This window comes from Microbacterium sp. zg.Y909 (genome assembly GCF_024626565.1).
The window spans coordinates 1-13,422 of record NZ_JANJFJ010000096.1 but is presented as its reverse complement, the minus strand read 5'-3'; the positions used below and the strand labels follow the sequence as shown (position 1 = coordinate 13,422).

Annotated in this window: 10 protein-coding genes and 1 tRNA gene; 6 read left to right on the top strand and 5 right to left on the bottom strand. The window is 70.9% G+C overall.

Annotated elements, in window-relative coordinates; translation table 11 throughout:
- Positions 1–79 precede the first annotated feature (79 nt).
- Together NQ160_RS09195 and NQ160_RS09190 are read left to right on the top strand one after the other, a co-directional pair.
- Positions 80–571 carry an FBP domain-containing protein gene (locus NQ160_RS09195; protein ID WP_257514918.1) on the top strand — a complete coding sequence of 164 codons (492 nt, stop codon included), beginning with the start codon at positions 80–82 and terminating at the stop codon, positions 569–571.
- Positions 572–654: 83 nt separating this feature from the next.
- Positions 655–736, top strand: a tRNA-Tyr gene (locus NQ160_RS09190).
- A 385-nt stretch (positions 737–1,121) separates the two neighbouring features.
- Here NQ160_RS09190 and NQ160_RS09185 read toward each other — a convergent pair.
- The 4 genes from NQ160_RS09185 to NQ160_RS09170 all read right to left on the bottom strand — a co-directional run bounded on the left by NQ160_RS09185 (position 1,122) and on the right by NQ160_RS09170 (position 4,847).
- Positions 1,122–1,463, bottom strand: a complete 342-nt coding sequence (locus tag NQ160_RS09185; RefSeq protein WP_257514917.1) for a hypothetical protein — start codon at positions 1,461–1,463, stop codon at positions 1,122–1,124.
- Between the two features lie 194 nt (positions 1,464–1,657).
- Positions 1,658–2,839: a Dyp-type peroxidase gene (locus NQ160_RS09180; RefSeq protein WP_257514916.1), complete on the bottom strand. Its 1,182-nt coding sequence runs from the start codon at positions 2,837–2,839 to the stop codon at positions 1,658–1,660.
- The gene (locus tag NQ160_RS09175) at positions 2,836–3,549 is read right to left on the bottom strand and encodes a hypothetical protein (RefSeq protein ID WP_257514915.1); all 714 of its coding nucleotides are present in this window, start codon (positions 3,547–3,549) and stop codon (positions 2,836–2,838) included. Before NQ160_RS09175 ends, NQ160_RS09180 begins: the two co-directional genes overlap by 4 nt.
- Positions 3,546–4,847 carry a right-handed parallel beta-helix repeat-containing protein gene (locus tag NQ160_RS09170; RefSeq protein ID WP_257514914.1) on the bottom strand — a complete coding sequence of 434 codons (1,302 nt, stop codon included), beginning with the start codon at positions 4,845–4,847 and terminating at the stop codon, positions 3,546–3,548. The genes NQ160_RS09175 and NQ160_RS09170 overlap by 4 nt, the downstream gene beginning before the upstream one ends.
- A gap of 239 nt (positions 4,848–5,086) precedes the next feature.
- Between NQ160_RS09170 and NQ160_RS09165 the strand changes: the two genes are divergently transcribed.
- The 4 genes from NQ160_RS09165 to NQ160_RS09150 are packed head-to-tail and all read left to right on the top strand — an operon-like array spanning position 5,087 to position 11,792.
- Positions 5,087–8,305 carry an SdrD B-like domain-containing protein gene (locus NQ160_RS09165; protein ID WP_257514913.1) on the top strand — a complete coding sequence of 1,073 codons (3,219 nt, stop codon included), beginning with the start codon at positions 5,087–5,089 and terminating at the stop codon, positions 8,303–8,305.
- A 48-nt stretch (positions 8,306–8,353) separates the two neighbouring features.
- A complete protein-coding gene (locus NQ160_RS09160) occupies positions 8,354–9,262 on the top strand; it encodes a prealbumin-like fold domain-containing protein (protein ID WP_257514912.1) in 909 nt (302 codons plus the stop codon).
- A gap of 55 nt (positions 9,263–9,317) precedes the next feature.
- On the top strand, positions 9,318–10,901 hold the full coding sequence (locus NQ160_RS09155) for a SpaH/EbpB family LPXTG-anchored major pilin (RefSeq protein WP_257514911.1): 1,584 nt from the start codon (positions 9,318–9,320) through the stop codon (positions 10,899–10,901).
- Positions 10,902–10,946: 45 nt separating this feature from the next.
- On the top strand, positions 10,947–11,792 hold the full coding sequence (locus NQ160_RS09150; RefSeq protein ID WP_257514910.1) for a class C sortase: 846 nt from the start codon (positions 10,947–10,949) through the stop codon (positions 11,790–11,792).
- Between the two features lie 9 nt (positions 11,793–11,801).
- Here NQ160_RS09150 and NQ160_RS09145 read toward each other — a convergent pair whose 3' ends face one another.
- Positions 11,802–13,253, bottom strand: coding sequence for a LuxR C-terminal-related transcriptional regulator (locus NQ160_RS09145; protein ID WP_257514909.1), 1,452 nt, complete (start codon positions 13,251–13,253; stop codon positions 11,802–11,804).
- Between the last annotated feature and the right edge of the window lie 169 nt (positions 13,254–13,422).

Genomic DNA, 13,422 nt, shown 5'->3' with positions numbered 1-13,422 from the left:
ATCCGCGATCGGCGCTCGGCGGCATCCGCTCTGCCCAGGGAGGGTGTTGCAACGGACGCGCGTTCGTAGACTGGCACCCATGCGTGCCCTCACCGAGGACGAACTGCGCACGTCGTTCGTCAACGCCGGCTCCGACGACCTTCGCCTCGTCGCCGTGCCCGCCGACTTCCTGTTCGCCGACTGGGACCACCTCGACTTCTATGCGTGGCGTGATCCCCGCACCCGCAGCCGGGGATACGTGGTGGCGGAGGTCGAGGGTCAGCTGACCGGCGTGGTGCTGCGTGCGGCGGACGGGCCGAGTCGGGCGCGGTCGGCCATGTGCAACCTGTGCCACACGATGCAGCCCGCCAACCAGGTGACGCTGTTCACCGCCCGAAAGGCGGGGGATGCCGGTGCGCACGGCGACAGCATCGGCACCTACATCTGCGCCGATCTGTCGTGCCACGAGAACGTGCGGCTGGCCGCTCCGCTGGCTCCCAGCGAGGTTCGTGCGAGCGTCGACCGCCGCATCGACGGCACCAGGCAGCGCACCGAGGCGTTCGTGGCGCGGGTGCTCGACGCCGCCGACTGACTCGATTTCGGCCACTCGCCTTGACCGAGTACGATAGACAATCGCGCCTCCGATCGACTGACTAAGCCGGTCGGATGCGCCCTGGCGAGTTACCCAAGCGGCCAAAGGGATCTGACTGTAAATCAGCCGGCGTAGCCTTCGGGGGTTCGAATCCCTCACTCGCCACGGATGTGATGTCCCGCGACATGTGTCTCATGTGTCGCGGGACATCTGTCTTTCCGGCGGGCAACCGGGACGCCTTTCGAACGGGACCAGCGGTGCCGGTTTTGCCCCCCGATCAGCCGATGCCGTACGGTCGACGTACCGGCCAGGAGGGTGCTGAGCGATGGACCGAAGACGAACCGTCCGTGCTGCGGTCCTGCCCGTCCTCATATTCTGGTGGCTGTTCACGGGACTCTTCATCGCGAGCTTCTATGGGGGTCCGGCCGCCGTTGGCGAGGAGCGGGCGTGCATTGAACGGCACGTGGAGCTCGGCCTCGATCGCACGCTCACCGTCGAGGGAAGCTGGCAGCTGTTCCCGCTCGGACTCACGTGCTCGTTCACGATGCCTTCAGGTGAGCAGATCGTCTACGGCGCCGACTTGGTGCCGACGGTGCTTCTGGTGACGGGTGTCGTCCTGACTGTCGTGGGTGCCGTCGCCCTGTTCGTCTCGCACCGTGACCCCGAACGGCGGCAGCAGCGAGTGGGCGATCGCTCCCCGTAGGTCGCTGTTCGGGCGGCAGTTCGTGTTGCTCGGGAGCGCAGCGCGCCGCAGAACCTGCCACGGCTCGACGTACGCGAACCGCTCCTGCACGCGTGCGGCATCCGCCTGGTGCATGCCGTGCTCGATGCCGCGGGCGGGATCCATGCCCGCCTCCTCCGCGATCATGCGGTGGAAGTCGGCGTAGGCCATATTGATGCCACCGAGCGCGTAGGTCTTGCCGTGCTCGCCTTGTGGAAGTGTTTCGCTCGGCGCGATGCCTCGACAGTCCCCGCGCAAATCGCGCGGTGAAGGCCAAGCCGCGCCGACAATAGTGTCGTCAGAGCCCGGTTCGCAGGGGAAGCGGGTCGATGCCGAGCGGTCGTGACCGGACGGGCGTGCGCGGGTCAGGAGGGACGGAAGAGGGCGGCGCCGAAGGGTTCGTCGCCGGTGCGGCCCGGTGGAATCAAGAACGTCGCAGACGCGGTCGGACGCGCGAAACGCATCAGGTCATCGGATTCGTCCAGCCGCACCTGCGTACGGACGAAGACATCCACGTCGTGCTGGAAGCACATGAAGAGGATGCCGTCGTCCGGGGCGCCGGTCGCGTCCACACCGTTGGCATAGCCGTAGCTGCGCCGCAGCATCAGCGCGCTCCCCGTGAACGACGGGTGGGCCGCACGCACGTGCGCGCGGGCCGGGATCACGTACTCGCCTTCAGGGGTCTTCGCGGTCAGATCCACGCCGTCGTGCACGTCACCGCCCGAGAGGGGTGCGCCCGAGGTGCGCTCCCGTCCGATCACCCGGTCGCGCTCGCGCCGAGACAGATCGTGGAACGCTTCCACGTTCAGGCGCAGGCGGCGGATCACCGCGATCGTCCCGGCCGCGGCCGGACCGTCCGCGATCCAAACGGCGTCGTCGAGCTCGGCGCCCTCGGGCACCATCACGCCATCGTGGTAGCCGAGGGGGTTGCGCGCCACCGTGCCCTCGCCCGGCCCGCGCACCCCGGACTGCTGCCACCGGATTCGAGATCCCGGCAGCGCATCCCGCAGCCGTCCCGCCACGATCGGCAGCGCGTTCGGATCCGAGGCGTAGATCGCCAGCAGCACGTCTCCGCCCCGCGCCTCGCGTGCGATCGCGTCGTCGCCTGCGAAGTCGGGGAGGTCCTGCGCGCCGGGCAGCGCGGGGTCGATCAGCCGCACGAGGCGCGGACCGAGTCCGATCGTCACGGCCAGGTCACCCGGCCCGTCCGGCATCAGTGTGGGGTCGGCGCCGTCCGTGCAGCCCTCGACAGCATCACCCAGCGCGGCCACCGCGGTGCGCACGTCGTTGCGCGCGCTCGCCGCCGGCAGGTCCAGCACGACCACGAGCGCCGCCCGCTGCGGAGTCGTGGGGCGGTCCACCCCGGCCTGGTGGCGCCCGCGCGCCGGAACGGCGGATGTCGGCCCACCGCCGTCCGGCCCGGCCAGCGGCGCCGCGGGAGGCCGCATCATCGCCGCGCCGGCCGCCCCCGCGACGACGCCCAGGCCGACACCGGCGCCGCCCAGCAGCAGGCCGCGCCGGCTGACGCGGCCGTGCCCCGTGCTCATCCTGCTGCTCCGGCGCCGAGGTCGACGTGCTGCGCAGCAGCGAAGTCCAGGCGCACCCAGGCGCCGCCGACACGGATATCGGCGCGGTGCAGCACCCCGCCGGCATCCACCCAGTAGCGGGTGCCGGACGCATCCGGGTCCACCTCGGCGCCGGTGTGCAGCGGCTCGTCGGACGGCGGGCCGGCGAACACCGTGACGGGCTCCCCGTCGACCGTCTCCTCCGCGACCCACAAGGCGCCGGACTGCTGCAGCAGCAGCGGATTGTCGGGGCGGTCGGAGCCTAGGCCCGCGATGACCGCGAGGAGGGCGTGCAGACGCGAAGACGTCGGGTCCAGCGGCGTGGTGGACCACTCCGCGTCCTCCGGCATCGGCAGCGGGGCCGCGCCGTCCTCGGGTGCGCCCGCGCTCATCCCGACCGTGTCGCCGGTCCAGGCGAGAAGCGCTCGGCCGTCGCCGGTGTCGAGCAGTCCGTATCCGCGGTGTCCCGCGAAGTCGTACCAGCCCGCGATGGCGAGCGTCAGATCGCCCTCCTCCAGCGCGAACGACAGGGCACGCGTGCCCGCGTCGAAGTTGCGGAAACGCATCGATGCGAGCACCTGCGACTCCTCCGTCGTCACCGGCCGCACGCCGTCGGCGGGCGCGCAGGCGACCAGAGAAAGCGCGACGGCGACGACGGCCACTGCGGCCGCGAGCCGGTGGCGGGTGCTCATCGGCGCGACCGATCCGCGAGCAGTGTGCTGTCAGGCAGCGGGTGGGCAGCGGCATCCGGTGCCCCGATTTCGGCAGGCAGGATGCGTGCGGGTGCCGTGACGTCGGGCATGTTGGGCTGCGCCGGCGGGGGAGGGACGCGCAGGAAACTCATCCCCGGAGGCACGGCCACGGCCGGCAGTGCCGAGGGGAGGACGGCCGGCTGGGCGCCCGTGCACGCGGCGAACAGGTCGAGCGGCGCGGCGACGACGGGGCCGTCGAGGCAGTTGCCCCGCGCGGGGGCGCGGTCGGTCGACGTGTTCGCGATATCGATCCCGTTGCCGGCGAACGCCGTGTCACGGAACCTGTTGCCGGTCGCGGCCAGGTCCTCGGTGCTCGTGAGCACGACGCCGGCGACGGGATTGCGTTCGATGCGGTTGCGTTCGAAGACGTTCTCGGTGCCGCCGCTGACCCCCACGCCCACGCCGAAGCCGCCGTCGGCATGCGCGGGCGACTCCGCCTCGGCGTTGTCGGCGATGAGGTTGCCGGCGATGAGGTTGCCGCGTTGCGGCACGAACGCCTCGCGGTAGTTCGAGATCAGCGTCATCCCGATCCGGTTGCCGCTGAAGCGGTTGCCGACGATCCATACACTGTCGGATGCGTTCGCGTTCTCGAACCCGACCGCGTTGTTCTCGGCGACGTTTCCGGTGACGAGGATGTCGCACTGGCGGCATTGGCCGACATAGATGCCGCTGTCGGCCGACCCGGACGCGTACGAGTCCCGAATGACGCCGTGCTGCGCGTCGAACGCGTACAGACCGTACAGTCCGTTGTCGTAGGCGGTGACATGGTCGATCGCGAAGCGCTGGATCGGGGGGAACCGCTCAGGATCGAGCAGGTCGTATCCGTCGCCCCCGTGCGCTGTCGGTCCGTCCTCATCGTGCAGGCCGGTCACGAGCACACCGTAGAAGGTGGCCCCCGTGACGGTGAGATTCTCGACACTCACGCCGTCGGCGACCGCGACGACACCGTATGGGCGGATGCCTTCGCCGTCGATGACGGTCTCGTTGCGGTCGACGCCCCGGACGGTGACCCCCGGCTTGTCGACGAGGATCTGCTCCCGGTAAACGCCGGGGTCCACCAGCACGAGACCGTTTTCCGCGACGAGTCCGATGGCCTCGCCTACCGTGGCCGCGTCGGCGGGCACCCGCACCAGGGCGGGAGCGTCCTGATCGCTGCGCGCGCAGCCGCCGAGAAGCAGCAGCGCGCCGACGAGCGCAGGGACGAGGGCGCGCCGAATCACGGACGGTCGGGCGGGCATGCTGGCAGTCTACGGAGCGCGCGTGAGCGCCCCTCCGGGGGCGCGAGGGTGACGGGGGTGAACCAGCGGGTGAGATCCCGCCGAGGTGTCGGAAGCGGCCCTCACCGGCTCCCTAGCCTGGGGCTCGCGGGGGAGACCCATTCTTGGCAGGAGTCGATGACGGCCCTGGTCGGGTCCCGCGTTTCCGGATCCTCTGAGGAGTCACGTTGCAGCGCCGTGCCCGATTTCATGACGCACCCATGACCGCGCGACGCGGGCGGTGGCTGGCGACGCTCACCGCCGTGCTCATCGCCGCGGGCGGGATCATCGTGCCTCCGCTGTCGGCGACTGCCGCAGGCACGACCGTCAGCGGACAGGCCTTCCGGGACTACAACGGCAACGGCACCTTCGAACGGGTCGCGGTGGGCAACGGGCCGCGCGAGATGGGGCTGGAGAACGTCGTGGTGCGGGCCTACGACGCACGCGGCACCGTCGTCGGTGAGACCCTGTCGGCGCTCGGTTCGACGACCGACGCCGGTGGCGCCTGGTACAGCCGGGGCTCGTACTCGCTGACGCTCGACGCGTCCGTCGCTCCGGGCGACCCGCTCCGCCTGGAGTTCACGGCGCACGGCTTCCACGACACCTTCAGCGCCACCGGCCAGGCGCCCTCGCTGTACAGCAACGCATCGGTCCGCTTCATCCAGGCGCCCGCCTCGTCGGTGACCGGCGTCGACTACGGCGTGAGCACCCCCGAGGACTACTCGACCACCGCCCCACCCATCGTCTCGACGATCCAGTCCGCCGGTGACCCGCTGCTGAGCGCCAACGCGGCGCGCAGCGAGGCGGCGATCGTCGGCCAGTACTGGAAGTCGTTCTACGCGGCCGACGACGGGCAGAACAGCACCGCGAACGGCAGTGCGAGCAAGCGCAACGGCGCCGGCGTCATCACCACCGCGCAGTACCCGGTTCGCAACACCTTCGCGACCTTCGGCGAGGTCGGCTCGGTGTGGGGGACCGCATTCCAGACCTCACGCAACACCCTCTTCGCCTCGGCGTCGTACAAGCGTCTGGCGGGCCTCGGCCCCCTGGGCATCGGCGGCATCTATCGCATCCCGGTGACCTTTGCCACCGTCGACGGGCAGCGGTCGGCCTCGAAAGCAGCAGCCGCCGAGCCGTGGCTCGACGTCCAGGGCAAGCCGGTGGCGAACGTGCCGGGCGCGACGGTGGACCTCGGCCCCGCCCTCACCAACGCGCAGCGCGGCCTTGGCGTTCCGAGCGACTGGACGAAGGACGAGCACGCGTTCGCGAACGCGGGAAGGATCGGCATCGGCGCGATCACGGTGAGCGCCGATGACCGGTGGCTCTACTTCGTCAACCTGCATGACCGCGAGGTCTACCGCATCGACGTGAGCGGCCCGGCCGTCGTGACCGCCGCGACCCCGCACATCGAGCGCGTCGTCCTGAACCTTCCCGCAGGCAAGCGCGCCTGGGCCGTCAGTGAGCACCACGGCGGCGTGTACGTCGGCTACGTCGACGAGGGCACCGCCTGGCAGGCGAACACGGCCCTCGCAGCGACCGTCGTCTCCGCCACGACCGACGAGATCTCTGCGGCCGTTGCCGCCGGCGCGGTCGTCGGGTGGAAGACCGAGCTCACGGTCGATCTCGGCTACACGAAAGGCCCGTCGTACGTCTCAGGTACCAACACCACCAGGGCCAACGCGCCCTGGCTGTGGCGCTGGAACTCGTGGGTGGACACGTGGAGCAATCCCAACCCGGGTGCCAAGGGCATCGGACAGCAGCAGCCGACGGGCGTGGGATACGACGCCGGTGCGAGCGCGTGGAACTCCGTGCAGACTTACCCGCAGGCGATCCTCAGCGACATCGAGTTCAGCGACACCAACGACCTCGTGCTCGGGCTCATGGACCGCACGAGCCTGCAGGCGGGCAACCGCAACCGGGCCGCCGACGACAACACCTCCGTCAACGGCGGCGTGACCGGCGTCAACAACAGGGGATACGAGGCGATCTCCAGCGGCGACATCCTCATCGCGGCCCCCAATGCGGAGGGGGAGTACGTCCTCGAACGCGACGGACGCCTCATCGACGGCCGTACCTCTGCCAAGGGCAACTCAGGGCAGGGCATCGGGGGTAGGGAGTTCTTCTTCGACTCCAACAAGGTCAACGGCGGGGCGAACGAGTACCACCCGGAGAGCACGCTCGGCGGCATCGCGGCCAAGACGGGCTACAACGGCATCATCGCGGCGGTCATCGACCCCCTCAGCACGGTGAACGTCACCGGCTTGAAGTGGTTCAACACCGACAACGGCAACCCCGTGGGCGGGTACCAGCACACGTCCCAGCAGACGAATCCCGGGTCGAACTCGTTCCAGAAGGGCGGCGGCCTTGGAAACGTGCAGACGCTCGCCGAGCAGGCGCCGCTGCAGATCGGCGATCGTGTCTGGTTCGATGCCAACCGCAACGGCGTGCAGGATCCGGGCGAGCCCCCGCTGGGCGGCATCGTCGTCACCGCGACGCGCGCCGACGGGACGGGCACACCGCTGGTGACCACCACGAACGCCGACGGCGCCTACCTGTTCAGCAGCACGGACGCGAACCCGCTCGAGTTCGGCACCGACTACGTCATCAGCTTCGGCCTTCCGCCCGGCGTGGACCCGACCTCGCGCGTCTTCCCGGGTGATCCGCTCTACGGTGCGGTCACGTGGGGCGACTTCCAGCTGACGCTCCAGCGCGCCGGCGATGGATCCCGCGGAGAGGCCGACTCCAACCCCGACCCCGCGACCGGCTCGTTCGCGTACACGACGGGTTCCGGCGGGCAGAACGATCACTCGCTGGATGCCGGCTACTTCGCCGATCTGACGCCCACCGCGACGATCGAGAAGTTCGATGGCGACGTCGACGGCACCGGTGCCATAACCCGGGACGGCGTCGACGCCGACACGTTCGACACGGGCGCGGTCTACGAGTCGGGCGAGAGCCGCAGAATCGTCATCCGCCTCACCAACACCGGGCCCGAGCCGCTGAAGAACGTCGTCCTCACGGATGCCGCCATCAGCGGCGCCGCGATCACCTCGCTGCGGTGGTGGCTGCCCGGAGCGAGCGCGCCGCGCGACGCGACATGGGATGCCGGTGCGGCGACGTGGTCGTATACGTGGGCCGAGACGGTGGACCTCGACGCCGAGGGTCGCCCGACCGGTTACCCGGCCACGACCTGGGCCGTGGGTGACGTGATCGTCGGCGAGGCGACGCTGACGGTCTCCGCCGGCGACGGTGCTGCGCACCGCGACGAGGCCTCATTCCGGGCGGACGGCGCGATCTCGGGCAACCCCGTCGACGGCGCGAACCCGTACTCGGCCTACACCGGCGCCATCCAGGTGATCAAGTACGACGGGGCGCCCGACGCCGACGCTCCTGCGTACGCGCGCGGAACCGACTGGGTCGCGCCGGACAAGGACGCCTAGGGCACGGCCTCGCCTGAAGCGGATGCCGACACCGCAGCGGACGCCGTCGTGTACGGGCCGGGTGAGACGAACACCGTCCGCTACGTCGTCACCAATACCGGCAACACATGGCTGACCGCCGTTCGTCTCGTCGACGACACGGTCGCCGGCCCCGCCGTCACCGACTGGGTCGCCGACCCGTCGCCGCTCGAGGGCCCCGACGGAGCGCTGCTCGGCTACCCGGCGTCCGTTCCCGTCGACGCGGAACTCGATATCCTCTTCGGCCCCGGTCAGTCGTTCGTCGTGACGGGCTCCCTCGCCCTTGACGTGCAGCAGAGTCATCACGATGAGGTCACCGCGACGGCGAGCGTCGTCGTGCCCGAGAGCGACCGAGACGGCGCGCCCACCGGTGCCCCGCGCACCGATCCGGCGGGAGAGGCTGTCATCGCGCCCGACCCGGCCGATCCGACGCGGCCGTTCGATGTCTCGGACGACGACCCGTTCCACGCCCGCGCCTCCGCCTTCTATATCCAGAAGGCCGACGCCGACGGCGCTGCGCTCGAGGGCGCAGTGTTCCGGATCCTCCGCGACGATGCGACAGACGGCTCGCGCCCCGGCGCCGCCGATCCCGTCGCCGTGACCCCGGTCCCCGACGCCGCCGGCCGCTTCATCGTCGCCAATCTGCCCGCCGGCACCTACTGGGTCGAGGAGACCCGGTCCCCGACCGGGCATGCGCTGCTCCCGCAGCCGGTGAAGATCGCCGTTGCCGTCGACGGCACCGTCACGGTTCCCGACGGCTCGCGCCTGGTCTCCGCGGCGACCGACGCGGGCGTCTCGACCGTCACGGTCGCCGACGTCGCCGCGCGCGCGCTGCCGCTCACCGGCTCGACCGGCAACCTGCCCTACCTGCTCGCCGGTGCGCTGCTCGCCTTGGCCGGCCTCGGTGTCGGCATCCGTCAGTGGCGTCGGCGCGCTTGACATGCACCCCCTTCCGCCCATGAGACCCGCAATCCGAAAGACAGAGGACAACCCCATGCGAGAGCACACCCACGTCCGCCGATGGGCCGTCGCAGCGACGGCCGCCGTCGCCGCGCTGCTCGGCGCCACCGTCGCCGCACCGGCCCTGGCCGCACCCACGATCGACCCGGCTCAGACGGGCAGCATCACGGTCCACAAGTACGAGCAGCCGCTGCTGCGTGGTGACGCGGGCGACGGTCTCGAGCTGCCCGCAGCCGACACCGCCGGATGGGACGCGCTGGCCGACATCCGCTTCACCGCCGCCCGCGTGCCCGGCATCGACCTCGGCACGGACGCGGGGTGGAGCGCCGCCGCGGCGATGACGGTGGCCGACGCGGCTGCCGCCGTGGCCGGCGCGACACCGGATGCCGACGGTATCACCGCGTCCGACGGCGTCGTCGTCTTCGACGACCTCGACCTCGGGGCCTACTACGTGCAGGAGCACCTGACGGCGGCGCAGCTCGCCTCGGGTCTCACCCCCGGTGCACCGTTCGTCGTGACCGTGCCGATCACACACCCGGCCGACCTCGACGCCTGGCTGTACGGCGTGCACGTCTATCCCAAGAACAACAACGACGCGATCGTCAAGCGCGTGGAGGACTCCGACACGATCGGCACGACCGCGCCCGACAACGGCAACAACAATGCCGTCGTCTGGACGATCGACGCCAGCATCCCCGAGGGCGGCCAGACCGACCGCTGGCTCGTCGTCGACGACCTCGACCCGCGTCTCGAGTTCGTCGCCGCGGAGACGGCCGTGACCATCGACGGGCTCACCGCCCCCGCCCTCGACCTGATCGCCGCCGACTACACCGTCACCGCGACCCGGCAGACCACCCTCATCGGCTCCGCGGCCACGGTCGACGAGCACACCCGCGTCACCATCGAGCTGACCGCGACCGGTCTCGCCAAGATCGAGGAGGCGAAGAAGGCCAACCCCGCCGCGCAGGTGCGGATCAGCATCACGACCCTCTCCACCGCGATCGGCGACGGCGTGATCCCTAACGACGCCGTGCTGTTCCCCAACCAGTACCAGGTCGACCACAACCCGAGCGGCATCCCGTCCAACAAGGTCGAGACGCGCCTGGGCAGCATCCGCATCGCCAAGACGGCGATGGACGGCACCACCGCCCTCGCCGGGGCCCAGTTCGCCGTGTTCCTCGACGAGGCCGCCGCTCGCGCGGGCGACCTCACCCAGGCGGTCGACATCCCCGGCCAGCCGGCCGGCACGAAGGTCGTCACGACCGACGCACGCGGTGAAGCCGCGATCGGGGGCCTGCGCCTGAGCAACTTCGTCGACGGCGCCCGCATCGCCGACACCGACCCGGAGTACCGCACCTACTACCTCGTCGAGGTCGTGGCGCCGGAGGGCTATGGGCTGCTCGCCGACCCGATCGAGGTCGAGCTCGTCGACGCGGGCGCCGTGACCGGTCCGTTCACCTACCAGGCTGCGGTGCGCAACGCACCGCACAACGCGGGGTTCGAGCTGCCGCTCACCGGTGGCACCGGAACCGTCGTGTTCTGGGGCACCGGCGCCGGACTGCTCCTGCTGGCGGCCGGCATCGCCATCCGGGCGCGCCGCAGCCGGGCCGTCGCCTGACGTCCTGATCGGAACCACCGAGCCGGATCGATCATCATCTCGGACATGCACGAGCCCCGGTCGGCGCAGCCGCGTCGGCCGGGGCTTCTGCGCGCCCGCGCGCTCGTGGTGGCCCTCGTCGTCGCGGGGGTAGCGATCATGATCTACCCCTCGGCGGCGAGCTGGTTCTCAGACCTCTCGCAGCGCGATCGCTTGCAAGGCTACGCAGAGACGATCGACGCCGTCGGTCCCGCCGAACTCGACCGCAGACTCGCGGCATCCCGCGCCTACAACGCCGCCCTCGGCGCGGGGATCGCGCGCGACCCGTTCGGGGCAGGCGAGGAGGACACGGCGGAGGTCGTCGAGGCGCGGGAGCTGGTCACCGACGAACCCGACGGCGTCCTCGCGCAGCTGCGCATACCGGCGATCAACGCTGCGCTGCCGGTGTACTCCGGAACGTCCGACGCAACGCTCGAGCGCGGCATCGGTCACCTGACCGGCTCGTCCCTCCCCGTCGGCGGCGCCGGCACCCACGCGGTCCTCACGGGGCACCGCGGCTACCCGCAGTCCGCCCTCTTCACCCACCTCGACCGGCTTACGGAGGGGGACACCTTCACTCTGACGGTGCTGGGGCAGACCCTCGCCTACCGCGTGACCGAGACACAGGTCGTCGAGCCCGACGATGTCGACTCGCTGCGCATCGTCCCCGGTCGCGACCTCGTCACCCTCGTCACCTGCACGCCCATCGGCATCAACTCGCACCGCATCCTCGTGCACGCCGAGCGGACCAGCCTGCCCGCGGAGGTTGCGCGGTTCGTCCCTGAGGTTCCGGTGCCTTTCCCCTGGTGGGCGCTCGCGCTCGCCGTCACCGTCGCGGGTGGCACGGGTGCGCTCGTCTGGCGTCGTCGCTGACCCGAACCGTCAGAGCAGGCCGCGACGCTCGGCGATCGCGGCGGCCTCGGCCCGTGTCGAGACGCCCAACTTTCGGAACAGTGACCGCTGGTGCGTCTTGATCGTGTTCAAGGACACAAACAGCCGCTCGGCGATCTCCGTGCGGGTCAGACCCGCGTGCAGGGCAGCGAGCAGTTCGCGTTCACGCTCGGTGAGCGCGATGGTGTCTTCGGGCCAGAGCGCCTTGGTGGGGATCGACTCCCAACCGGCAACCTCCGCGCGGGCGAGGTCGTGCAGGTCCGCAGTGAGCAGGCGGGCGCCCAGCCGTCCGGCGCCGTCGGGCAGATCGCGGACCTCGGACAGAGCGACAAGGGCATCGACGCGCTGCCCCCGTGCGAACAGGGCCTGCGCCCGAAGCGCGAGGCGCTGTCCCTCCAGCTGATCGAGGCCGTCCGTTGACGGACGCAGTTCCGCCAGGATGCGCAGGGCCTCGTCGGGACGCCCGGCGACGATGTCGAGCATGGCTTGCATCATCGCCCCGCGGAAGAACGTCGGCGGCACGGTCGCGTTCAGTCGACGGGCCATCGTCGCGTCGCCGCGGAAGAAGGCTACGAGGGCGAGGATGCAGTCGAAGACGTTGCCCGGCATCCCATCGCCCGGCCTCGCGGGGGGTGCGGCGTCGCGCAGGCGCTCGAAGCGCAGTGCGGCTGCCTCACCGCGCCCGGCGCGCGAATGGGCGCGGTACAGGGCCTCCACAAGGAACGGCCACAGTTCGCCGACCGCGTCGAGCGGGATCGATTCCAGCCGTGAGACGGCGGCGTGCGCGTCCTCCTCAAGCACTGCGGCGGCCATCTCGAGGTGCGCGTCCAGCCCTCCCTCGACCCAGCTCGCGGTGCGAGGGATCGAGCGGGCAGCCTGGATGCTGCGGTGGGCGTCCGCCGGTCGCCCGTACAGGGCGTGCACCAGGGCGGACTTCACGTGCGCGTCGCGCATCAGGAAAGGGAGCGAGGGGGTCGGCGACCAGCGGACGGCCGTGAAGTCGATGAGCGCGCCGACCAGGTCGCCGGCCAGCATGCGGGTGATGCCCATCTGCATCGCCTCGAACGCGGCGAGTCCGTCGGTCGTGTCGAACAGCGTGCTCGCCGAGCGCACCCGCTGCGTGCGCGCCGTCAGTTGGAGTCGGAGCGCCGCACTCGGAGCGCCCCGCAGCCGCTCTTGCATGCCGCGCATCGCCAGGGGCATGGCCTGCAGCCGCGCCGGGAGGGTGATGGATATCTCTTCGCCGCGCAGGACCTGCAGCAGGCCGCGGCAGATCTGCTTGTCATCGGAAGAATCCGAGACACCGGCCATGGCCTCTGCGATCGTCTCCGCGAGCTCGGGCAACGGCATGGCGTACCAGGCGACGAGGGGGTACTCGGCGACGATCCGGAGCACGCCGACGGTGTCGCCTGACGTGCGGGCGGCGCGCAGGCGCGCCGCCATCGCACTCGGCTGGGGAGTCTGAGTTCCGTGCAGGGCTCGGGTCCCTTCGGGAGTCGCGCCGCTCGGGTGGAGCCCGCGGCGCAAAGCGAGAACGACAGGGCACCTTCAGTCTCCCACGCGGCGTAGCGAGCGACGGGACACCGCGGCCACCGTCGTGCGGGTGCGTGAG

Coding starts and splice junctions, on each gene's coding strand:
- NQ160_RS09195 (WP_257514918.1), top strand. CDS start 80: ATGCGTGCCCTCACCGAGGACGAACTGCGCACGTCGTTCGTCAACGCC.
- NQ160_RS09185 (WP_257514917.1), bottom strand. CDS start 1,463: ATGGCCTACGCCGACTTCCACCGCATGATCGCGGAGGAGGCGGGCATG.
- NQ160_RS09180 (WP_257514916.1), bottom strand. CDS start 2,839: ATGAGCACGGGGCACGGCCGCGTCAGCCGGCGCGGCCTGCTGCTGGGC.
- NQ160_RS09175 (WP_257514915.1), bottom strand. CDS start 3,549: ATGAGCACCCGCCACCGGCTCGCGGCCGCAGTGGCCGTCGTCGCCGTC.
- NQ160_RS09170 (WP_257514914.1), bottom strand. CDS start 4,847: ATGCCCGCCCGACCGTCCGTGATTCGGCGCGCCCTCGTCCCTGCGCTC.
- NQ160_RS09165 (WP_257514913.1), top strand. CDS start 5,087: ATGACCGCGCGACGCGGGCGGTGGCTGGCGACGCTCACCGCCGTGCTC.
- NQ160_RS09155 (WP_257514911.1), top strand. CDS start 9,318: ATGCGAGAGCACACCCACGTCCGCCGATGGGCCGTCGCAGCGACGGCC.
- NQ160_RS09150 (WP_257514910.1), top strand. CDS start 10,947: ATGCACGAGCCCCGGTCGGCGCAGCCGCGTCGGCCGGGGCTTCTGCGC.
- NQ160_RS09145 (WP_257514909.1), bottom strand. CDS start 13,253: ATGGCGGCGCGCCTGCGCGCCGCCCGCACGTCAGGCGACACCGTCGGC.